Genomic DNA, 20,670 nt, shown 5'->3' with positions numbered 1-20,670 from the left:
GCCTGATTCGGAACAGGCGCCAATATAGGGAGCGCCGACCGCCATTAGCCACCCCTGTCGTCACCCACATTGGGCCGGCGTTGCGTCAGCCCCGGAGCCGACGGGTGCAGCGGCTGACGGCATCCAGAAACCACCGCAGCGCCGGATCTGCACTGGCGCGTTGGCTATGGACGAGATCGATTGCAAAGGCGGGGATCTCGAAAGGTGGCGTGATGACGGCAATGCCGGCGACATGCGTGAAGCGTCGTGCGACGCGCTCGGCCATCGTGGCGACGAGATCGGTGCCGGCGACCGCAAAGGGGACGGCGACGACATGCGCAAGCGTCATCGCCACCCGGCGCTTCAGTCCGTGGCGCGCGAGAAGAGCGTCGATCACGCTTGGCAGGCCGTCGCCACCGGCGGACGAGAACAGAGCGTGCGGCAAGGCCGCATAGTCCGCGAGGCTCAGATTCTCCGTGCCATTCGCGCGTGTCGCGTCGCGGATGCAGACAAAGCGCTCCTCGAACAGCCGATGCCGAACGCAGCGCGGTGAATCCGGCAAATGGCCGCCGATCAGCGCATCGAGTTCACCGCGTTCGAGTTTTGCGAGAGCCGCGGTCGCATCGGTGAGCGGGCGAACGGCAAGGTCGATGCCGGGTGCCTCTCGGCGCAACAGACGGATCAGCTCCGGCACCAGGACCAGATCGCCGTAATCGGTCACGGCAATCGTGATGCGCCGTCGCGCCGTGGACGGATCGAAGCCGTGATCGGGCGCGAGCACGCTCCGGATCTGCTGCAGCGCTTCCCTGATCGGCCCTGCGAGCGCCAGCGCCTTCTCGGTCGGCTGCATGCCGGCGCCGGCGCGCAGGAACAATTCGTCCGCAAACAGCGCGCGCAGTCTCCTCAACGCGCTGCTCATGGACGGCTGGGCAAGCCCGACACGCTCAGCCGCGCGGGTAACGTGGCGCTCCTCCATCAGCGCCTCGAAGGCGACCAGCAGGTTCAGATCGACGGCAGCTAAATTCATGGAAGTAATAATGTGTATAGTAACAATCAATTTCAACAATGATTTGTGAGCGCCTACGCTCCGGACATGACGACACGGCGGAACGGGTTGAGGCGGGCGTTCGCGGGCTGGATGCCTCGCGGACCGACATTGCTGATCCTCGGGGTCCTGGCCGGGCTGGCCTTCCCCTCCTTGGCGGTGCCGTACGCCCGCTGATGGTGGCCGCGATCTTCGTTCTGGTCCTCGGCACCTTTCTTCAGGTCGACGGCGGGGCTTTCCGTCAAGCTTTGCGTCGGCCGACCGTTTGGCTGCTGTTGCCGGCGCTCGCCATGCTGGCCTGTCCGCTGCTGGTCGGCCTGGCAGCGCGCGGCGCCGGATGTCGCGCAGAGTTGATTGTTGCGCTGGTGCTGTCGGTTTGCGCGCCGCCGTCGAGCGGCACGGCGGCGGTCGCGCGCATGCTGGGCTTCGATGCGACCATCCCACTTGCCGTCACGCTGCTGTCGATGGTCGTCGCGCCGATCACCGTGCCGCTGATCGCAGCCGGGTTCGCGGGCCTCACGCTCGATCCGATGGCGCTGGCGACGCGGCTGGCCCTGCTGGTCGGCGGCGCGGGCGCGGTGGCACTGCTGCTGCGCCACCAAGCCGGCGCACAATTGGTGCAGCATTCGTGCATCATCGACGCTGCTGTACTTGCTGCGCTGCTGCTTTTCGCCATTGCCACCATGGCGGGCGTGCGGGCGCAGATCGAGGCGCAGCCGGCAGCCGCGCTCATGTGTGTCGGCCTTGTCTTCGCGTGCAATCTTGCCCTGCAAGTGCTTGGTGCCCTGCTCACCCCGGGCAGCCTGGCCGAACGGCTGACCACCGGGCTCATTCTCGGCAACCGAAATGTCGGGCTGGTCTGGTCCGCCATGGGCACGGCGGTGTCGCCGATGACGGCGCCGTTCTTCGCGGCCACACAGTTTCCGATCTACATGACACCGCGCCTGATCGAGATCATTGTTCGGCGCAGGCGAAAGGAACATTCTGCAGCATGAGCGCCACGATCCTTAACGAAGACCTTGCCGTCGGCTTTGCCCGCATCGCCCTCGGCCATGTGCAACGGGAATATCCCAATAAGCCGGACCATACGCTGGCCGGGCCGCAGGACGCGCGCACGCCGCGCGACCTGCATCCGGTGTTCTACGGCAGCTATGACTGGCATTCCTGCGTCCACGGCTACTGGCTGCTCGCCCGACTGCTGCGTCGCCATCCGCGATCTGAAGCTGCCGATGAGATCCGCGCGCTGTTCGACGAGCAGTTCGTCACCGAGAAGATCGCCGCCGAATGCGCCTACCTCGCGGCGCCGACGGCGCGCGGCTTCAAGCGGCCCTATGGCTGGGGCTGGCTGCTGAAGCTCGCGGCAGAACTTTCTTTGCTCGACGAGACGCGTTGGCGCGAGCGAGTAGCCCCGCTTGCCGACATCTTCGCGCAGCGCTTTCGCGATTTCCTGCCGCTCGCTACCTATCCGGTGCGCGTCGGCACGCATTTCAACACAGCTTTCGGGCTGCGCATGGCCGCCGATTATGCCGCCGCGACGCAGGACAGCGCGCTCAGCGCCCTCTTAGCTGAAACGGCCCAGCGCTGGTACGGGGCGGATGAGGATTGCCCGGCCTGGGGCGAACCAAGTGGAGACGATTTCCAGTCCTCTGCGCTCATCGAAGCGGAGTGCATGCGCCGCCTGCTGGCGCCGGATGCGTTTCTGCCCTGGTTCGATCGTTTCCTGCCGCGACTTGCGCGGCACGAACCCGCAACGCTGTTCCGGCCGGCGACCGTCACCGACCGCACGGACGGCAAGATTGCCCATCTCGATGGGCTCAATCTCAGCCGCGCGTGGTGCTGGCGTGCTTTGGCCGAAGCGTTGCCGGAAAGCGATACCCGCCGCCCGATCCTGCAGGACGCCGCACGACGCCATCTCGACGTCGGCCTGCCGCATATTGCCGGCGACTATATGGGCGAACATTGGCTGGCGAGCTTCGCCGTCCTCGCCATCGACGACGATCATTGATTCCGAGGCGTCAGACCGGCTTACGCGACGCTTTCCAGGAAGGCTTCCTCCGCGGCCTGGATTGCGTCGGGGGTTCCGACATGCATCCAGACGCCGTCGAGGCGCAGGCCGAACAGCCGCTCCTGGTCGTTGGCACGGTCGAACATTTTCGTCAGCGAGAACTCGCCGGCGGGGGCATCGGCAAACAGTGCTGGCGACATGATCGCGGCGCCGGCATAGACGAACGGCACCACCTGGTGCTCCCGCCGCTTGCGCAGCGCGCCGTCGGGCAGCATCGCGTAGTCGCCGCGGCCGCTATAGCCGATGCTTGAGGTGGTCGGCGCCATCAGCAGCAGGATGTCCATCCGCGCGGGGTCGAAGGCTTCGGCGAGCCGCGCCAAATTGGAGCGTACCCCGTCGATCCACATCGTATCGGCGTTGAGATGATAGAACGGCGCCTCGCCAAGCAGCGGCAACGCCTTGACGACCGCGCCGCCGGTGCCGAGCGCCTGGTCGCGCTCGTCGGAGATGATCACGCGCGGGCGGCTGCGGGTCTTGACGTGCTCGATGATCTGGTCGGGCAGGTAATGCACATTGACAACGGCTTCGCTGACGCCGGCGCCGGCGAGCTTGTCGAGCACGTGGTCGAGCAGCGGCTGGCCCGCCACGCTCACCAGCGGCTTCGGCATCGTGTTGGTCAAAGGGCGCATGCGCACGCCGAGGCCCGCGGCAAGCACCATGGCTTTGTGGGGGGTGACGTGCATCTTCCGGACAGTCTCGATCATGATCTCTCTACGCCGATCATATCACGGCGATTCGGCAAGCATATCGATCAGACGCCATAGTCATCGGACATGACGGCCTTAAGACGGCAACGGCGATAGAGGTTCAAACGTCAGCTTGCGCGCCGCGTTTGGCCGCTTTCTTCTTCTTGTCGCCTTGTTTCAGGAAATTGACGCCGATCTGATCGCCATTGACCCATGCCAGCTCGCAGCGGCGATAGGCCAATCCTGTGGACGACAGCAGCAGGAAAAATTCTTTCAAATGCAGGCCTACGACCGAGCCCTCGACGGTGAGCTTGGCGCCCGTCTCCGACACGTCTTCCATGGTGCAGTCGCGCCGCCAGGTGCCGTCGATGCCCATCATGTGAGCCGCAAACCCGCGCTCAAATGTGACGCGCTCGCCCCTGCGTCGTTCCGCCGCCATCGTGTGGTCCTGCTCCAAACCGGCGGCCCCTGAATGGAACACAGCCGGCGTCAGATTAGGCGGCCCTTGGCTAACAATCGGTAAACTACGGTACCGGAGGAGGGACGTTGACCGCATACCAGTCCCGGACCGCGGCGAGCGCGGGGTGGGCCAGGGACCGGTTGAGGTAGGTCCAGATCCGCGGCTGGTGCTTGAGATATTGCGGCTTGCCGTCGCGCCGGTTGAGCCGGGCGAAGGTGCCGAGCAGACGGGTGTTCCGCTGCGCCGACATGATCGCGTAGAGCTCGGCAAAGCTGGCCGGATCGAAGCTCTCGTCGGTCGTGCGCCGCGCCTTGATGTAGCGGGTCAGGAGCGACAGTTCGAGCTGTTCGGGGACGTCGATCCGCGCGTCCTGCAGCAGCGACACCACATCGTAGGCCGCGGGCCCCAGCAACGCATCCTGGAAGTCGATGATGCCGACGCGCAGGATCCCCGTGCGCTCAGTGAGCCAGATGATGTTCGGCGAATGGAAATCGCGGATCACCCAGGTCCGTGGTGCGGCGGCGGGCTTTTCCAGCAATGCGCGCCACATCGCGACAAATTCGGCGCGGAGTTGTTCGCTCGGCTGCACGCCACGATCGGGCATGTACCATTCGATCATCAGCCCGATTTCGATCAGCCAGGCGTCAACATCGAAAACCGGAATGTCGTAGCTCACCTCGGCCGTCAGCGGCAGCGTCTCGGGCAGAGTCTCGCGATGCAGCGCCGCCAGCATGTCGATCGCCGCCTCATAGCGCTCGGCGACCGGCCGCGGCGGATCGCCTTCGATCGCGCCGGCGTTGCCGAAATCCTCGGTGATGAGAAGCCCGGATTCGAGATCGGTGTGCCGGATCGCGGGCGCGGAGAAGCCGTGCTTGCGCAGGCCATTTCCGATCGCGACGAACGGCCTGACATCCTCGGCGAGATGCACCGCCGCGCTGTAGGACTTTCCGTGATAGATCGCCGGACCATCCGGTCGCCGCGGCGAGTTCATCAGGATGACGCTGCCATTGTCGTCGTGCAGCCGCGCATAGGAGCGCGTCGAGGCATCGCCGGGCATCCGCTCGCGCCTGGCAGCGAGATAGCCCGATTTGTCGAGGAAATGACGCAACAACTTCAGCCGCGTCACTTTCGCCGCGGCCGTGCCGCGGCCGGTGATCTCGGCTGCGCGCGCGTTCGATCCCAGCGCCGGGCGATGGCTGAACGCAATGTCGATGCGGTCCTCGGGCAATGCATCGGGCGCGCGCTCCGGCCATTCGATCAGCGCCACGATGTCGTCCGGCAGCGGTGCCAGCCCGATCTCTTCCAGCTCGCTTGGATCGTTGATGCGGTAGAGGTCGGCGTGGACAAGCGGAAATGACGGCAGCTCGTAGCTTTGCGCCAGCGTGAAGGTCGGACTCGGTACCTCGAGCGTCTCGTCGTCGGCTAGGTAACGGATCAGCGCGCGGGCCGCTGCGGTCTTGCCGGCGCCGAGATCGCCCGAGAGCGTGATGACGTCGCCGGCGCCGATCAGCAGCGCGAGGTCGGCCATCAGCTCTGATGTCGCGGTTTCGTTCGCGAGCGCGACCGAGAATGTCGAGGTCGCGATCATTCCGCAGCGTTGCGGTGCGCGGTCGGAAAGTCGCAGGTCACGGTGGTGCCCTTGCCGACGGTCGAATCGACGCGCACCTGGCCGCCATGCAGTTCGACAAAGGAGCGCACCAGCGACAGGCCGAGCCCTGCGCCGCGGTGCCGCGAGCCGTGGGAATGGCTCTCGAACCAGTTGAAGACCTTGTCCTTCATCTCGGGCGGGATGCCCGGCCCGGAATCCGTGACGGCGAACACGACGCTGTGCTCGGTCTGCTGCGCGCTGATCGTGACGGTCGAGTCGTGCGGCGAGAAGCCGACGGCGTTGGCGAGCAAATTATAGAGCACCTGGACCACGCGGCGTTCGTCGCCGACGAAGCCGCCTGTACCGGGCTCGACGTTGACCTTGAGCGCGATGCGATCGGTCGCGAGCCGGTCCTGGATACCCTCCGCGGCGGCCTCGATCGCCTGGCCGATATTGACCGGGCCGAGCTCGAGCCGCATCGCGCCGGCGTCGATGGTGGCGAGATCGAGGATGTTGTTGGTCAGCGCCAGCAGCGCGTTGGTCGATTTGGTGACGTAGTCGAGATACTCGGCCTGCTTCGGCGTCAGCGGCCCGGTCGAGGGATCGCTGAGGAAATGCGCGAAGCCGATGATGGTGGTAAGCGGCGCGCGCAGCTCGTAGGAGACGTGGTGGACGAAGTCCACCTTCATCTGGTCGGCCGCCTCCAGCGCCTCGTTGCGCTCGCGCAGCGCGCGCTCGATATTTTCGGTGTCGGTGATGTCCTGGAAGGTGAGCAGCGTCGCGCCGTCGGGCAACGGGATGGTCATGCAGTCCAGCACGCTGCCGTCCTTGCGCTCCAGCTTGAGTGCGACCTGCGCTCGGTTCTCGATCGAGGTGACCGATTCGCGCAAGGCGCGCCAGGTCAGCGCATCGTCATAGAGCGGCTTGCACAGCGCTTCCACCGCCTCGATATGCGGCTCCCCGTGCAGCGCGTCGGACGACAGCTTCCACATCTTGCCGAACGCCGGATTGAACAGTTGGGCACGGCCGTTGCTGCCGAACACCGCGACCGCCTCGGCGAGGTTGTCGAGGGTTTCGCGCTGGACCCGCGTCAGGCCGTCGAAGCGGCGCGCGAGGTCGAGGCTTTCGGTGACGTTGTCGAACAGATAGGTGATGCCGCCCTCGAGGTTCGGCGTGGTGACGACGCTGACCGCGCGGCCATCGGGCAGGAACCAGGTGTAGGTCTCCGATTCGACCGCGCGATAGGCCTCATGCAGCTTGGCCTTCCAGGCGCGGAAATCCGGCTGTTCTGGCAGTTTGCGGTTGGCGCGCAGCCGGTCGAGGATGCTGGAATCATCGGGATTGCCGTCGAGGAAGGCCTCATCGAGGCCCCACAGCCGCCGATAGGACTCATTGTAGAAGGCGAGCCGCCGGTCGGCATCGAACACGGCAACGCCGGACGACAATTGGTCGAGGGTGCGCCGGTGTGCCTCGACCATCCGCGTCATTGCCGCGCGCAGCGCCGCCGCCTCGCTGGCGTCGATCGCGATGCCCGCGCTGCCGCTGCCGAGCTTGAGCGCCTGGATGTCGTAAATCCGCCGCTCGCCGCTGACGACGATCGGCAGGCGTGCGGCATAGCTCGCATTGTCGTTGAGCGCCCGGGTCAGCTCGGTGCGCTGATCGGTTTCGAGCAGCTCCAGATTGCGTTGGATCGCATCCGCGACACTCTTGCCCTCGGTGGCGTGGACATAGGCCGCGTTGGCGTAGCGCAGATTGCCTTCCACGCTCTTGCCCCAAATCGGCCAGGGTGCGGCAGCGGCGAAATCGCGCAGCAGCTCGCTCTCCTCCTGCAATGTCTTGTAGCGCAGGTTCGATTCGGCGAGTTCCCGCCTGAGGCCGCCGAGTTCGCGGATCCGTACGATCGCCTGGCCGCCGATCGCGCGGCCCATCGCCTCGACGGCGCGGCCGGCCGAGGTCGACAGGTTGAGCAGGAACGCCTCGCCCTTGTCGCGCAGCGCGTCGACCGCGTGATCTATTTGTAGCGCCGGCTCGGGCGGCAGCCAGGTTCCGAAGGCGAGGATGCGCTGCGGAGACCCCTCCTGCGACATCACGAGCGAGATGTCGCCACTGATTTGCGGGCGGTTGTCGCCCGCGGCCCAGGAGATCAGCACCTGCGGCTCGGCGAACAGCAATGCACGCAGCCGGTCCGACTGCGCCTGCAGGTCGACGATGTCTGAGCGCAGCCGTTCCTCGTTCCGGGTCGCGCGGACGCGGGTACGCATCAACAGGATCGCGGCGACGACGGAAAAGCCGACCAGCGCAAGCGACGTCGCGAGAACCGCGACCTCCTGATGATTGAAGCCGAAATGATCCGAAATCGCCTGGGCGAAAGGCGCCTCGGCGGCGAATGCCGCGCGCGCAGGCAGCAATGCGCTGATGGCGAGCCCCAGCATGCCGTCGCGCGCCAGTGAGGTGCATGACAGCAGGGTTCGACGCATCGCCGCGGCTACGCCCGTCATAGTTTGCCCCAGAACGCACAACTCCTAAGCATGATCCGGAAAAATGGAGACCGGTCTCCCCTCGCGACAGACGCGTAGCGTTTGCGCGGGGTGTCATGCCCAAGCAGAACCAGAAAGCCCGACGAAGACCCCCCGTCGTGCTCGAATCAAGCCAGAATAGTCCCAAGGGGAGTCGGCGAGTAAGAGTCCAGACCGTGAACGCTATATCCGCTGTGAAAAAATGCACGCGCCAGCGACGGATCGCGCGAATTTTACGCGAAATGACTCCGTATTTGCGCGGGCAAGATTGAGCTGGCTACCGCCCGGTCGAGCCGAAGCCGCCGCTGCCGCGCTCGGTCGCGGACAGCACATCGACCGGAACCAGTTCCGCCCGGGTGACGGCGGCGATCACCATTTGCGCGATGCGCTCGCCGCGCCGGATCTGGAACGCCTGCTGGCCGTGATTGATCAAGAGCACGTTGATCTCGCCGCGATAGTCGGCGTCGATCGTGCCGGGCGAGTTCAGCACGGTGATGCCGTGCTTGGCGGCAAGGCCGGAGCGCGGCCGTACCTGCGCCTCGAAGCCGGGTGGCAGCGCGATCGTCAGCCCGGTTGGAATCATCTCGTATCGTCCCGGCAACAGCATGACCGGCGCCGTCTGCGGCACCGCTGCCAGCAGGTCGAGCCCGGCCGCGTCGGCGGTCTGATAGGCCGGCAGAAAAAGATCTGCGCCGTGCGGCAGCTGGTGGATCTCAACCTTGATCATGGCATTCACGATGTCGTTCCCACGGTCTTCTCAAGCGATTTGGCGATACGCGACACCAGTTCGGCGGCGACCTCTTCTTTGGTCATAACCGGCCAGGAGTCGACATTGACGTCATTGCCGTCGCGCGACAGCAGATGAACGGTATTGCGGTCTCCGCCCATCACGCCTGATGTCGGCGAGACGTCGTTGGCGACGATCCAGTCGCAGCCCTTGCGGGCGAACTTTGCCTTGGCATTGTCGATCAGATGCTCGGTCTCGGCGGCAAAGCCGATCACCAACGGCGGCCGCTTGTCCCTGAGCTTCGAAATCGTCGCGAGGATGTCGGGGTTTTCGACAAGCTGCAGCGGCGGCATGCCGGCGGCGGTCTTCTTCAGCTTCTGCTCGCCCTCACTCGCGACCCGCCAATCGGCGACGGCGGCGGCAAAGATCGCGATATCGACCGGCAACGCCACTTCGACCCGGTGCAGCATGTCGCGCGCGGACTCCACGCGCATCACCGCGACGCCAGCCGGGTCGCGCAGCTCGACCGGGCCTGACACCAGCACGACCTCGGCACCGGCTGCCTGCGCGGCAGCGGCAATCGCAAAACCCTGTTTGCCGGAGGAGCGGTTGGCGATGTAGCGGACGGGATCGATTGCCTCATGGGTCGGGCCGGCGGTGATCAGCACACGCTTGCCGGCCAGCGGGCGCGGCTGCGGCGGCCGCAGCGTGTGGTCGGCGGCGGCGGCGATTTCGGTCGGCTCTGCCATCCGGCCGACACCGGCCTCGCCGGCTTCCGCCATCTCGCCGGCATTGGGGCCGACGGTGTGGACGCCGTCGCGGCGGAGCTGCAGCACGTTGCGGCGGGTGGCCGGATTGTTCCACATCAGCGGGTTCATCGCCGGTGCCAGCAGGATCGGTCTGTTGGCCGCGAGCAGGATGGCGCTGGCGAGATCGTCAGCATGACCCTGCGCCATCTTGGCCATCAAATCGGCCGTTGCCGGCGCCACCACGATCAGGTCGCACTCCCGCGCCAGCCGGATGTGGCCGGCGTCGAACTCGCTCTCGGCATCAAACAGGTCGGTATAGACGCGCTCATGCGACAGCGCGCTGGCGGCGAGCGCGGTGACGAATTGCTGGGCCGCTTTGGTCAGCACGCAGCGGACGTGGAAGCGGCGATCCTTCAGCCGCCGGATCAGGTCCAGCGCCTTGTAGGCGGCAATCCCGCCGCCGATGATCAGGGTGACGCGCCGTTCGCCGCCCGCGACGTCGCTGGTGGGTTGCGGGCGCGCCGCGGCGCTGGGAGCGGCAGCAGGCGGGGGCTCGCCCGCCGCCTCGCGCAAGATCACCCGCACCTCGTCCTCGACCGAGCGGCCGTTGCGGGCGGCCCGCAGCCGCAATTCGTCGCGGATGGCGTCGTCGAGCTTTCGGATTGTCAGATTGGCCATCGGCCGCACTCTCAAAGGGGATATGCTAGCAATGCTAGCATATCATGCTATCTTTGCAATCAGAGTCGCCGGAGGGTGACCAAGATTCCGATGAAGGTGAGGGCGATGACCCAAAGGCCGATAGTCTGCCACCGGGCCTTGCGGCCCTCGGCGCGGGCCATGGCCTCGATCGTCTCCGGCGCCATCATGTGACCCTCCCGGGTCATGGTCTCCAACTGCTCAAGCACCGTCACGGCACGGTTAGCGATCGCCGGCAGGCTGGCTATGACGCGGCCGAGTTCGCCCGCGCCCGACATCGCGCCCTGGATGCGACCGAGCGGGCCGAGATTGTTTGCGATCCATTCGCGCACCACGGGATCGGCGACCTTCCAGATGTCGAACTTCGGGTCGAAGCCGCGTGCCACGCCCTCGACCACCACCATGGTCTTCTGCAGCAGGATCAGCTCGGGCCGCGTCTGCATGTCGAACAGGCCGGTGACCTCGAGCAGAAGCGTCAGCAGCTTCGCCATCGAGATTTCTTCGGCGGTGCGGTTGTGGATCGGCTCGCCGATGGCGCGGATCGCTTGCGCGAAATTCTCCACCGAATGGTGGCTGGGCACATAGCCGGCCTCGAAATGCACCTCGGCGACGCGGCGATAGTCGCGGGTGATGAAGCCGAGCAGGATCTCGGCGAGGAAGCGCCGTTCCTTCAGCCCGAGCCGCCCCATGATGCCGAAATCCACCGCGACGAGGCGGCCGGCATCGTCGAGGAACAGATTGCCGGGATGCATGTCGGCGTGGAAGAAGCCGTCGCGCAGCGCGTGGCGCAGAAAACTCTGGATCACCTTGCGGCCGAGATCCGGCAGGTCGACCTTGGCCTGCTCCAGCCGCGCATGGTCGTTCAGCGCGATGCCGTCGATCCACTCCATCGTCAGCACGTTGTGAGCGGTGCGGTCCCAGTCCACCGAAGGCACGCGGAAATCCGGATCGTCGCGCGTGTTCTCAGCCATCTCGGAGAGTGCGGCCGCCTCGAGCCGCAGATCCATCTCCATCGCGACCGACCGCGACATCGTGTTGATGACCTCAATCAGCCGCAAACGGCGCGCTTCGGCGGAATGGGCCTCGGCATTGTTCGCGACAAAAAAGAAATCGCCGAGGTCGCGGCGGAAGCGCGACGCGACATTGGGCCGGAGCACCTTGACCGCGACCTGGTGCCGCTCGCCGTTGCGCTCGACCTCGGCGTGATGCACCTGCGCGATCGAGGCAGCGGCCACCGGTGGGCCGAGGCTGACAAAAGCCTGCGCCACGGGCCGTTCCAGCGATTGCGCGATCACAGCCTCAGCCTCTTCCTGCGAGAACGGCGGCAGCCGGTCCTGCAAGGCTTCGAGATCGCGCGCCATCATCACGCCGACCACGTCGGGACGCGTCGCGAGAAATTGTCCGAGCTTGAGGTAGGCAGGCCCGAGTCGCGTCAGTGCGCGCGACAGCCGTGGGCCTGACTTGGCGCCGGGCCGCTCGATCAGTCGTGCCAGCTTCAGCGCGAGTTGTCCGGGCGGCGGCACCAGCGAGGGATCGACGACGCCGAACACGCCTTCGCGCGCAAACACGAAACCGGCGCGAGCGAGGCGCGTGATGTGGGTCAGTGCAGAGATCACAAACGCCAGCCTGAATGCAGCGCCACGATGCCGCCGGAGAGGCTCTGCCACTTCACGCGCGAGAAGCCGGCGGCGCCGATCATCTCGGCGAATGCGTTCGGCCGCGGGAATTTGCGGATCGATTCGACGAGATATTGATAGGACTCGGCATCGCCGGTGATGGCGCGACCGAGCGGCGGGATCACCTTGAACGAGAACAGGTCGTAGATCCGGTCGAGGCCGGGGACGTCGACGGTGGAGAATTCCAGGCACAGGAATCGGCTGCCGGGCTTGAGCGCGCGATAGGCCTCGCGAAGTGCGAGGTCGATCTGCGGCACGTTGCGGATGCCGAACGCGATCGTGTAGGCGTCGAACGAACGGTCGGCGAAGCTCAGGGCTTCGGCATTGCCTTCAACGAACGATACCCGGTCATCAAGATGCTGCTTGGCGGCGCGCTCGCGGCCCACGGCGAGCATGTCGCCATTGATGTCGCAGACCGTGGCGCGAAAACCTGCGCCGGCGGCCTTGGCAGCACGGAACGCGATATCACCGGTGCCGCCGGCGACGTCGAGCAGCGCGAACGGTTTGTCGTTCTTCGGCGGATCGAGCGCCGTGATCATGATGTCCTTCCAGGCCCGGTGCAGGCCCGCCGACATCAGATCGTTCATCAGATCGTAGCGGGACGCCACGCTGTGAAACACCTCGTTCACCAGCGTCTGCTTTTCGCCCAGGGGAACGTCCCTGAAGCCAAAATGGGTGGTTTGATCTGGCCGATCCATCAACTCATACTCTTTTTTGGTCGCGTTTTCTTCACGCGAACCGGTACCCATCCCGCATCAAGTGCGGGACAGGCTTGGCTCGAAAACGCTCCAGCCGGACCATAGCGCGCCCGCCGCAATGGCGCTATCACGTCACTTCCAAAAGGTGAATGCCTGCCATGCCGGAATTACCCGAAGTCGAGACCGTCCGCCGCGGCCTGCAGCCGGCCATGGAAGGGTCAAAAATTGTCAAGGCCGAAGCCCGCCGCAAGGATCTGCGGTTTCCCTTTCAAAAAGACTTTATCGCCCGGCTCGAGGGCCAGACCGTCACCGGGCTCGGCCGCCGCGCCAAATATCTGATGGCGGACCTCGCCTCGGGCGATGTGCTGCTGATGCATCTGGGCATGTCGGGCTCGTTCCGCGTGCTGAAGGAGGAGGTCAACGCGACGCCAGGCCAATTCCATCATCCGCGCAGCGAGGATCGCGCGCACGATCATGTCGTGTTCCATATGTCGTCGGGTGCGGCGGTTGTCTTCAACGATCCGCGTCGCTTTGGCTACATGAAGATCATCGCCCGCAACGCGATCGAGGATGAGCCGCTGCTGAAGGGGCTGGGTCCCGAACCGCTCGGCAACGAATTCGATGCGGTGATGCTGGCGCGGTCCTGCCACAACAAGAAGACCAGCCTGAAGGCCGCGCTGCTCGACCAGCGCGTGGTGGCGGGACTTGGCAACATCTATGTCTGCGAGGTGCTGTTTCGCTCGCATTTGTCGCCGCGGCGATTGGCCGCGACGCTTGCGACCAAGAAGGCCGAGCCGACGGATCATTCCAAGCGGGTGGTCAGTGCCATCCACTCCGTGCTCAACCAGGCGATCAAGGCCGGCGGCTCGTCGATCAGCGATCATCGGCTGACCAATGGCGAGCTCGGCTACTTCCAGCACTCGTTCCAGGTTTACGATCGCGAAGGCGAAACGTGCCGGACCGCCGGCTGCGGCGGCATCGTCAGGCGTTTCGTCCAGAACGGCCGTTCGACGTTCTGGTGCCCGAAATGTCAAAAATAACAATAAAGCGAGGACGATCATGAGCAACAACTGGCGCGATCGCGCGGCGACGAGCTTTCAATGTCAGAAGCAGCCGGCCAGCGGGAGCCGCGGCATGGTCGTCAGCAATCATCCGCTGGCATCCAGCGCGGGCGCCGAAATGCTCGCCGGCGGCGGCAACGCCATCGATGCGGCGATCGCGACCTTGTTCACGCTGACCGTGGTCGAGCCGATGATGGTCGGCATCATCGGCGGCGGCATGGCGCATATCCGCACTTCCGACGGTAGCCATCGCTTCATCGACGGCCAGAGCACGGTGCCGAAAGCGGTGCGGCCTGACACCTACACCTCGAAGCCGGGTTCGGCGCATGACGTGTTCGACACCGTTGGCAATGAGAATCTCAATGGCCCCAAGGCGGTCGCGGTCCCCGGCTCGCTGAAGGCCTGGTGCGAAACGTTGCGTCGCTTCGGCACCATGAGTCTCGCCGACGTGATGCAGCCCGCGATCAAGCATGCGTCGCGCGGTTATGCGGCGACGCCATACTTGCACGAATGCATCACCGATGGTGCCGCGGAGATGCTGAAAGACAAGCCGATTGCGGCGATCTATCTGCCCAAGGGAACGCCGCTAAAACCCGGCGATCGCGTGGTGCAAGCAGAATATGCCGAGACCTTGCGCTATATCGCGGAGCATGGCGAGGACGCGCTCTATCAGGGCCCGCTCGGTGACATCCTCGTCGATTACATGACAAAGAACGGCGGCTTCATCGCCCGCGAAGATCTCACGACCTACAGGACCGTCGAGCGGCAGCCGATCCGCGCCGACTATCGCGGCTGGGAAATCTTGGGACCGCCGCCGCCGGCCGCGTCGGGCGTGCACATCACCGAGATGCTCAACATCCTCGAAGGCTACGACATCGCAGGCCTCGGCTTTGGCTCAGCCCAGACCATTCATTATCTCGCCGAGGTGCTGAAGATAGCCTTTGCTGATCGCGCGGCCGCGAGCGGCGATCCCGCCTATGTCAACGTGCCGGTGGAGCGGCTTACCTCGAAGGCCTATGCCGGCGAGCGACGCCGCGCCATCGATCCTGATCGCGCGCAAGCCTGGAGCGCGGGTGTCACGCAACTCGAAAGCGCGCATACCACGCACATGACCGCGGCAGATGCGATGGGCAATGTGGTCGCGACCACGCAGACCATCAACAATCTGTTTGGTGCGAGGATCCTGATCCCGGGCCTCGGCACGGTGCCGAACAACTACATGAATCTGTTCGATCCGCGGCCGGGACATGCACTGTCGCTGGCCGCAGGCAAGCGCGTCACCACGTCGATGTCGCCAATGATGGCGCTGCGCGACGGCAAGCTCGTCTACGCGCTCGGGCTGCCCGGCGGAAAGCGCATCTTCCCGAGCGCGATGCAGGCGCTGATCAACCTGATCGATCACGGCATGAGCCTGCAGGAGGCGGTCGAGGCGCCGCGGGTCTGGACCGAGGGCAACGCGCTCGAAGTCGAGCAGGCGGTGCCGGAGACGATCCGCGCCGCGCTCACTGCGAAGGGCCACAGAGTGCAGGTGGTGGCGACGGTCGCCGGCGGCATGAATGCGATCCAGTTCCACGACGATGGCCTGATGTCGGGCGCGGCCTGCTGGCGTGCCGACGGCACGCCGATCGGCATTGCGGGCGGTCTGGCGCGCGCCGGTGTCCGATTCGCGTTGAGGTGAGACCTACTTCCTGACGCAGATCACGCGGACCACGGCGGCCTTGGCATCCGCCGATCCGCCCGATGGCGTTACGCCGTTCGCCTTGAGGAAGGCGCGTATCGTGTCCGCAGGCACCAGCGCGGCTTGGGCGGGAGGTGCCGCGTTGGCTGGGCCTGCCACGATGACGGGCTTCAACAGCGCGATGCCGGCGAACTTGCCGTCGCTGTCGAGCGCCGCTCCACCGGAGAAGCCGAGCGCAGGCGCCGGCGACAATGCAGCATCGCTGCCGCCGCCGATTTCCGCCACCGCGGCCTTCACGCTGGTCGCCGCCGCGGCGCCGCCCTGGTTCTGCGGATCGGCGATGCCGGCGATGTCGAGTGCCGTCTTTGTCGCGTTGCCTGCGATATCGAGCGGCTTCAGCCCGCGCGCGCCATAGATACGCAACAACGCGAGATCGTGCTCCTTGTCCTCGGCGACCCGATCGGCATGGCCGTAGCCCGGGATCGTCAGCGCGATGCACTCGTCGGTGACCACGCGATCGGTGACGACGGCGCCGTCGTCGCTGACCACGACGCCGGTGCCATAGTCCACGGTTTTGCGCGGCGGCGGACCGGCCTGCACGCCCGACGGGAACGCATTGAACGCGCTCGACATCGCGATCACCACCGGCTCGACGGTATTTTCGGTCGCCTGGTCGTAGAGGATGGTGAGGATGCGCACTTCGTCGCCCCTGAAGGTGCCGCGCAGATAAAACTTCTTCAGGCCTTGCATGCCCGAGAGCACGAAGAAATCCGGCTTCACCACGGTATAGTCGATGGTACGGCCGGCTGGTTCCTTCTTTTCGCGCTCGGCGAGTTTCGCGGTGGTCGGGCTAGCCTCCTTGCGCCGCGTCAGCTGTATCTGGATGGTACCGGTCGACGACGTCCATTTGGCGCCGGAGGCATCGCTGGTGAGCTGCGGCGCCAGTTTTGTCGGAATGCCGAGGCGTGCGCCTGTGGCGGGCTCGGTGACGATCTTCCAGCCGACATTCTCCTGCCGTCGCCGCGCGGTGTCGGCGAGCAGGCCGCGTTCCTGCGGGTTCAGCACGCCGGTCGGCTTGCCACCGCGGTTCTTTTGGAATTCCTTGATCGCATTGACCATGCGATCGCTGACGTCGCCGGTGATGGCGCCGTTATATTCGCCGACCCAGGCGAGGTCCGATTGCAGCGCCAGCCGCTCGGCCTGCGCCATCGCGTTCGCGGTGTCTTCCGGCTTCTGCAGCGCGGGACGGACCGGGACGGTCGTCACGACCTTCGGCTTGGCGCCGGCGGTCGACGGCGGTGTCAGTTGGGCCTGCGCGGCGCCCATTCCTGCGACGAATGCGGTCACAACCATCAATGTTGCCGAAAGCACCGATCTCATGACAAACCCGGAGGGAAAGACTGAAGCCATTGACGTCCACGCAATTAAGCACATCTGCTTGGTCGGCAACAACAGCGCCCCGGTTCAGGGAACGGCGCCCCAGGAAGTCATATGCTGAGTGCCGACGAACTCGAACGCTATGCCCGCCACATCGTGCTGCGCGAGGTCGGCGGCCCCGGCCAGAACGCGCTGAAGCAGGCCTCGGTGCTGGTGATCGGGGCAGGCGGTCTCGGCGCGCCGGTGCTGATGTATCTGGCGGCCGCCGGCGTCGGCAGGCTCGGCGTCGTCGATGATGACATCGTGTCGCTGTCGAATCTGCAGCGCCAGATCATCCACGCGACGCCTGATATCGGCAAGCGCAAGGTCGACAGCGCGGCCGCGCAGATTCATGCGCTGAATCCGCACGTGACGTTCGAGGCGCATCCGGTGCGGCTCGATACTGTCAATGCGCTGCCGCTGATCGCGGGTTACGATCTCGTGCTCGACGGCTCTGACAATTTCGAGACCCGCTATCTGGTCTCCGACGCCTGCTTCCTCGCCGGCAAGCCGCTGATCACGGCGGCGCTGGGCCAGTTCGACGGCTCGCTGACCACGATCCGCGCGCATGAGAGGAACGCGCAAGGCGATCTCAACCCGACCTATCGCTGCCTGTTTCCGGAGCCGCCGCCGCCGGGCACGGTGCCGGCCTGCGCCGAGGCCGGCGTGATGGGCGCGCTCGCCGGTATCTTGGGATCGATGATGGCGCTGGAGGCGATCCGCGAGATCGTCGGCTTCGGCGAGAGCCTGGTCGGTCGCCTGCTGATGGTGGATGCGCGCGCGATGCGGTTCGAAACCCTGCGCTACGCGCGCGATCCGGAGAACCCGCTCAACGGTGATGCCCCAGTCATCACCGATCTGAGCGGGCATTTGTAGACCAGCGCCGCATCGTCGTCCCGGCCTTGAGCCGGGACCCATAACCACAGTCCGACGTGATTGCGAAGGTTGGGGCCACGGCCCAGTGCAGCCATGAACATCGGTGGTTATGGGTCCCCGCGTTCGCAGGGACGACACCGAATGTTGGTCTACAGCATGCTCGGCAGCACGCGATCCGGCGGCTTGTGGTTGTCGAGGAAGGTGCGGATGTTGATGATGACCTTCTCGCCCATCTCGACGCGGCCTTCGATTGTGGCTGAGCCCATATGCGGCAATAGCGTCACCTTGCCGGCCCGCGCCAGCCGCACCAGCTTCGGGTTCACCGCGGGCTCGTGCTCATAGACGTCGAGGCCGGCGCCGCCGACCTCGCCGGCTTCGATCAGCTTGATCAGCGTGTCCTCGTCGATCACCCCGCCGCGCGCGGTGTTGACGATGTAGGCCTCTTTCCGGACCAGCTTCAGCCGCCGTGCCGAGAGCAGATGGTAAGTGGCCGGCGTGTGCGGACAGTTCACCGAGATGATGTCCATCCGCGCCAGCATCTGGTCGAGGCTTTCCCAATAGGTCGCCCCCAACTCGTCGGCGATCTTCGGCGCCACCGGGCGGCGGTTGTGATAGTGGATCTGCAGCCCGAAGGCGCGGGCGCGGCGGGCCACCGCCTGGCCGATCCGGCCCATGCCGATGATGCCGAGCCGTTTTCCGCCGATGCGGTGGCCGAGCATCCAGGTCGGCGACCAGCCCGCCCAGTGCTGCTTGCCTTCAGTCAGGATCGAGGCGCCCTCGATCATCCGCCGCGGCACCGCCAGGATCAGCGCCATCGTCATGTCGGCGGTGTCCTCGGTCAGCACTTTCGGCGTGTTGGTCACGGTGATGCCGCGTGCATGCGCCGCCACGACGTCGATATTGTCGACGCCGTTGCCGAAATTCGCGATCATCTTCAGCTTGCAGTCCGGCTGGTTGATCATGTCCTCGCTGATCAGATCGGTCACCGTCGGCACCAATATGTCCGCGCTGCGCGCGGCTTCCGCGATCTGTTCCGCGGTCATCGGCGTGTCGTCGAGATTCAATCTGGCATCGAACAGCTCGCGCATCCGGGTCTCAATCGAGTCCGGCAGCTTGCGGGTGACGACGACGAGAGGCTTTTTCTTTACCGACATGTCCTGCTCTCATGAGGCGCGCGGCTTGCCAAAATTCAAGCCGTTGAGACCTCATTAACCCGGTTGTTCGACACTGCAGATAGCCGCGCTGTCCCGGCGTTTCCTTCGCGTTTCCTTGGGTTCCCGGATACTTGCCCTGGCATTGCCGGGGAAAGTTCGGGCGTCTGGTTCTTAAGCGTTCCGTCCTCTCTAGCAGAAGGCCGGGCCAAGACAAGAACCCCTCGGAAATCGCAGGTCGGGGAACGGACAGGGCGGTGACGGGGTCTGGGTTTCAGGCTTGGTTTTCAAGCTTGGGTTTGGGGTTACAACTCGCCGAATGCGGGTTGGTCATCTCGACGGGAGACGAGTTGATGGTGGCGTTCTGGCGTTTCGGTTCGTTGGCGGCATTGGTCGGGTGCATGCTGGGTGCGTCGGTCATGCCCGGCCATTCGGCCAAGGAAGCGAGCCCGACCACGAGCGGACTGCCGATCCCGCGCTATGTCAGCCTGAAATCCGATCATGTGAACGTCAGGGCCGGCCCGACCAAGGACAATGATGTCGCCTGGGTCTACACCCGATCCGGCCTGCCGGTCGAAATCACCGCCGAATTCGAGAATTGGCGCCGGGTGCGCGATTCCGAGGGCGCCGAAGGCTGGGTCTATCACTCCCTGCTGTCCGGCCGCCGCACGGCCGTCGTCACGATGAAGAACAAGGACGATCTCGCATCGGTCTACGATCGCCCCGACGCCACCAGCGCGGTCGCGGCGCGGCTCCAAGCCGGTGTGGTGACGCAGGTCAAGAAATGCGCCAACAATTGGTGCCGGGTCTCCGGCACTGGATTCGATGGCTGGATCGAGCAGCAGCGCTTGTGGGGCGTCTACGCCGACGAGAAGGTGGAATGACGATGCCTCCCAAAACGACAATGGCCGGGACAGAGCCCGGCCATCAACATTTCAAATCGGCGGTGAGATGATCAGCGCTTCTTGCGCAGCCGCACGACCATGTCGACGCGGGCGATCTCGTAGCCTTCGGGCACCTCGGGCATCTTGGTGAGCATCAGGTTCGGGTCGGGAATGTCGACCAGCTCGTGATTGTGCTCGAGATAGAAGTGGTGATGCGCCGACACGTTGGTGTCGAAATAGGTCTTGGTGCCGTCGACGCTGACCTGGCGCAAAAGGCCGGCATCGGTCAGCTGGTTGAGCGTGTTGTAGACAGTCGCCAATGACACCGGCACCTTGGCCAGCGTGGCTTCCTCGTACAGCATTTCAGCGGTCAGATGCCGGGCGCCCTTGCCGAATAGCAGCCAGCCCAGCGCCATGCGCTGCCGGGTCGGCCGAAGGCCTGCGGCCTGCAGCATCTCGTTGACGTCATGCCAGGGGCAGCCGGTCAGGGCCGGGTGATGCCCACCGCTCCGCGCAGCCGGGTGCACGGCGTCATCGTTCAAAACCGATACTTCGTCGTTCATATCCACTCTATGCACCTAACTCGGACGATATTCCCGATAAATATAAAAAGGATGGCCATCAGATGCAAGTTTTTCGCAACTAGAACGAATCGAAGGTAAAGGCGAAACCCATGGAGAAGCCATGATTTCTCCCTTGAATCGCGCTTTGCCGCCTTG

General features: G+C 65.2%; 19 protein-coding genes. 6 read left to right on the top strand and 13 right to left on the bottom strand.

The features are described 5' to 3' along the window. Positions 1-85: 85 nt before the first annotated feature. Positions 86-1,006 (bottom strand): LysR family transcriptional regulator, encoded by a 921-nt coding sequence (locus tag UP10_RS05305; RefSeq protein ID WP_044586320.1) that lies wholly within the window; start codon positions 1,004-1,006, stop codon positions 86-88. 194 nt (positions 1,007-1,200) lie between these two features. On the opposite strand from UP10_RS05305, the gene UP10_RS05300 reads away from it, so the two are divergent. Together UP10_RS05300 and UP10_RS05295 are read left to right on the top strand one after the other, a co-directional pair. Then, positions 1,201-2,019 (top strand): hypothetical protein, encoded by an 819-nt coding sequence (locus UP10_RS05300; RefSeq protein WP_245321665.1) that lies wholly within the window; start codon positions 1,201-1,203, stop codon positions 2,017-2,019. Next, positions 2,016-3,029: a DUF2891 domain-containing protein gene (locus UP10_RS05295; RefSeq protein ID WP_044586319.1), complete on the top strand. Its 1,014-nt coding sequence runs from the start codon at positions 2,016-2,018 to the stop codon at positions 3,027-3,029. Before UP10_RS05300 ends, UP10_RS05295 begins: the two co-directional genes overlap by 4 nt. A gap of 20 nt (positions 3,030-3,049) precedes the next feature. Here the strand turns inward: UP10_RS05295 and UP10_RS05290 are convergent, their stop codons facing one another. From UP10_RS05290 to ubiE, 8 genes are all read right to left on the bottom strand, one after another. Next, complete coding sequence (locus tag UP10_RS05290; RefSeq protein ID WP_044586504.1) at positions 3,050-3,772, bottom strand: nucleotidyltransferase family protein; 723 nt, start codon at positions 3,770-3,772, stop codon at positions 3,050-3,052. Between the two features lie 124 nt (positions 3,773-3,896). Further along, positions 3,897-4,214, bottom strand: a complete 318-nt coding sequence (locus UP10_RS05285) for a PilZ domain-containing protein (protein ID WP_044586318.1) — start codon at positions 4,212-4,214, stop codon at positions 3,897-3,899. An 85-nt stretch (positions 4,215-4,299) separates the two neighbouring features. Continuing rightward, the gene (gene tsaE / locus UP10_RS05280; RefSeq protein WP_044586317.1) at positions 4,300-5,823 is read right to left on the bottom strand and encodes a tRNA (adenosine(37)-N6)-threonylcarbamoyltransferase complex ATPase subunit type 1 TsaE; all 1,524 of its coding nucleotides are present in this window, start codon (positions 5,821-5,823) and stop codon (positions 4,300-4,302) included. After that, positions 5,820-8,321, bottom strand: a complete 2,502-nt coding sequence (locus tag UP10_RS05275) for a PAS domain-containing sensor histidine kinase (protein WP_044586316.1) — start codon at positions 8,319-8,321, stop codon at positions 5,820-5,822. The genes tsaE and UP10_RS05275 overlap by 4 nt, the downstream gene beginning before the upstream one ends. 295 nt (positions 8,322-8,616) lie before the next feature. Further along, a complete protein-coding gene (dut, locus tag UP10_RS05270) occupies positions 8,617-9,066 on the bottom strand; it encodes a dUTP diphosphatase (protein ID WP_502692168.1) in 450 nt (149 codons plus the stop codon). Positions 9,067-9,071: 5 nt separating this feature from the next. After that, the gene (gene coaBC / locus UP10_RS05265; RefSeq protein ID WP_044586314.1) at positions 9,072-10,493 is read right to left on the bottom strand and encodes a bifunctional phosphopantothenoylcysteine decarboxylase/phosphopantothenate--cysteine ligase CoaBC; all 1,422 of its coding nucleotides are present in this window, start codon (positions 10,491-10,493) and stop codon (positions 9,072-9,074) included. A gap of 59 nt (positions 10,494-10,552) precedes the next feature. Further along, complete coding sequence (gene ubiB, locus UP10_RS05260; RefSeq protein ID WP_044586313.1) at positions 10,553-12,127, bottom strand: 2-polyprenylphenol 6-hydroxylase; 1,575 nt, start codon at positions 12,125-12,127, stop codon at positions 10,553-10,555. Continuing rightward, positions 12,124-12,885 carry a bifunctional demethylmenaquinone methyltransferase/2-methoxy-6-polyprenyl-1,4-benzoquinol methylase UbiE gene (gene ubiE / locus UP10_RS05255; RefSeq protein ID WP_044586503.1) on the bottom strand — a complete coding sequence of 254 codons (762 nt, stop codon included), beginning with the start codon at positions 12,883-12,885 and terminating at the stop codon, positions 12,124-12,126. The genes ubiB and ubiE overlap by 4 nt, the downstream gene beginning before the upstream one ends. A 158-nt stretch (positions 12,886-13,043) precedes the next feature. On the opposite strand from ubiE, the gene mutM reads away from it, so the two are divergent. Both mutM and ggt read left to right on the top strand, forming a co-directional pair. Then, positions 13,044-13,925 carry a bifunctional DNA-formamidopyrimidine glycosylase/DNA-(apurinic or apyrimidinic site) lyase gene (gene mutM, locus UP10_RS05250; RefSeq protein ID WP_044586312.1) on the top strand — a complete coding sequence of 294 codons (882 nt, stop codon included), beginning with the start codon at positions 13,044-13,046 and terminating at the stop codon, positions 13,923-13,925. A 19-nt stretch (positions 13,926-13,944) separates the two neighbouring features. After that, a complete protein-coding gene (ggt, locus tag UP10_RS05245; RefSeq protein ID WP_044586311.1) occupies positions 13,945-15,624 on the top strand; it encodes a gamma-glutamyltransferase in 1,680 nt (559 codons plus the stop codon). Positions 15,625-15,627: 3 nt separating this feature from the next. Here ggt and UP10_RS05240 read toward each other — a convergent pair whose 3' ends face one another. Beyond that, positions 15,628-17,004, bottom strand: a complete 1,377-nt coding sequence (locus UP10_RS05240) for a serine protease (protein WP_044586310.1) — start codon at positions 17,002-17,004, stop codon at positions 15,628-15,630. A 111-nt stretch (positions 17,005-17,115) separates the two neighbouring features. Here UP10_RS05240 and UP10_RS05235 point away from each other — a divergent pair, with 111 nt between their 5' ends. Next, a complete protein-coding gene (locus tag UP10_RS05235) occupies positions 17,116-17,916 on the top strand; it encodes a HesA/MoeB/ThiF family protein (protein ID WP_044586309.1) in 801 nt (266 codons plus the stop codon). A 149-nt stretch (positions 17,917-18,065) separates the two neighbouring features. On the opposite strand, the gene UP10_RS05230 is transcribed toward UP10_RS05235, so the two are convergent. Beyond that, positions 18,066-19,070, bottom strand: a complete 1,005-nt coding sequence (locus UP10_RS05230) for a 2-hydroxyacid dehydrogenase (protein ID WP_044586308.1) — start codon at positions 19,068-19,070, stop codon at positions 18,066-18,068. Between the two features lie 271 nt (positions 19,071-19,341). Continuing rightward, positions 19,342-19,488 (bottom strand): hypothetical protein, encoded by a 147-nt coding sequence (locus UP10_RS45150; protein ID WP_197086753.1) that lies wholly within the window; start codon positions 19,486-19,488, stop codon positions 19,342-19,344. Here UP10_RS45150 and UP10_RS05225 point away from each other — a divergent pair. Beyond that, positions 19,424-19,951, top strand: a complete 528-nt coding sequence (locus UP10_RS05225) for an SH3 domain-containing protein (protein WP_044586502.1) — start codon at positions 19,424-19,426, stop codon at positions 19,949-19,951. The genes UP10_RS45150 and UP10_RS05225 overlap by 65 nt on opposite strands. A gap of 71 nt (positions 19,952-20,022) precedes the next feature. Here the strand turns inward: UP10_RS05225 and irrA are convergent, their stop codons facing one another. Then, positions 20,023-20,514, bottom strand: a complete 492-nt coding sequence (gene irrA / locus UP10_RS05220) for an iron response transcriptional regulator IrrA (protein ID WP_044586307.1) — start codon at positions 20,512-20,514, stop codon at positions 20,023-20,025. Positions 20,515-20,670 lie beyond the last annotated feature (156 nt).

The sequence above is a fragment of the Bradyrhizobium sp. LTSPM299 genome (assembly GCF_000938235.1).
Classification (GTDB): domain Bacteria; phylum Pseudomonadota; class Alphaproteobacteria; order Rhizobiales; family Xanthobacteraceae; genus Bradyrhizobium.
This window is presented reverse-complemented; position numbering and strand designations above follow the sequence as displayed.

What these genes read in the sequence shown, in the direction of transcription:
- UP10_RS05305 (WP_044586320.1), bottom strand. Translation starts at nt 1,006, where the DNA reads ATGAATTTAGCTGCCGTCGATCTGAACCTGCTGGTCGCCTTCGAGGCG.
- UP10_RS05300 (WP_245321665.1), top strand. Translation starts at nt 1,201, where the DNA reads ATGGTGGCCGCGATCTTCGTTCTGGTCCTCGGCACCTTTCTTCAGGTC.
- UP10_RS05295 (WP_044586319.1), top strand. Translation starts at nt 2,016, where the DNA reads ATGAGCGCCACGATCCTTAACGAAGACCTTGCCGTCGGCTTTGCCCGC.
- UP10_RS05290 (WP_044586504.1), bottom strand. Translation starts at nt 3,772, where the DNA reads ATGCACGTCACCCCCCACAAAGCCATGGTGCTTGCCGCGGGCCTCGGC.
- UP10_RS05285 (WP_044586318.1), bottom strand. Translation starts at nt 4,214, where the DNA reads ATGGCGGCGGAACGACGCAGGGGCGAGCGCGTCACATTTGAGCGCGGG.
- tsaE (WP_044586317.1), bottom strand. Translation starts at nt 5,823, where the DNA reads ATGATCGCGACCTCGACATTCTCGGTCGCGCTCGCGAACGAAACCGCG.
- UP10_RS05275 (WP_044586316.1), bottom strand. Translation starts at nt 8,321, where the DNA reads ATGACGGGCGTAGCCGCGGCGATGCGTCGAACCCTGCTGTCATGCACC.
- dut (WP_502692168.1), bottom strand. Translation starts at nt 9,066, where the DNA reads ATGATCAAGGTTGAGATCCACCAGCTGCCGCACGGCGCAGATCTTTTT.
- coaBC (WP_044586314.1), bottom strand. Translation starts at nt 10,493, where the DNA reads ATGGCCAATCTGACAATCCGAAAGCTCGACGACGCCATCCGCGACGAA.
- ubiE (WP_044586503.1), bottom strand. Translation starts at nt 12,885, where the DNA reads ATGGATCGGCCAGATCAAACCACCCATTTTGGCTTCAGGGACGTTCCC.
- mutM (WP_044586312.1), top strand. Translation starts at nt 13,044, where the DNA reads ATGCCGGAATTACCCGAAGTCGAGACCGTCCGCCGCGGCCTGCAGCCG.
- ggt (WP_044586311.1), top strand. Translation starts at nt 13,945, where the DNA reads ATGAGCAACAACTGGCGCGATCGCGCGGCGACGAGCTTTCAATGTCAG.
- UP10_RS05240 (WP_044586310.1), bottom strand. Translation starts at nt 17,004, where the DNA reads ATGAGATCGGTGCTTTCGGCAACATTGATGGTTGTGACCGCATTCGTC.
- UP10_RS05235 (WP_044586309.1), top strand. Translation starts at nt 17,116, where the DNA reads ATGCTGAGTGCCGACGAACTCGAACGCTATGCCCGCCACATCGTGCTG.
- UP10_RS05230 (WP_044586308.1), bottom strand. Translation starts at nt 19,070, where the DNA reads ATGTCGGTAAAGAAAAAGCCTCTCGTCGTCGTCACCCGCAAGCTGCCG.
- UP10_RS45150 (WP_197086753.1), bottom strand. Translation starts at nt 19,488, where the DNA reads ATGACCGACGCACCCAGCATGCACCCGACCAATGCCGCCAACGAACCG.
- irrA (WP_044586307.1), bottom strand. Translation starts at nt 20,514, where the DNA reads ATGAACGACGAAGTATCGGTTTTGAACGATGACGCCGTGCACCCGGCT.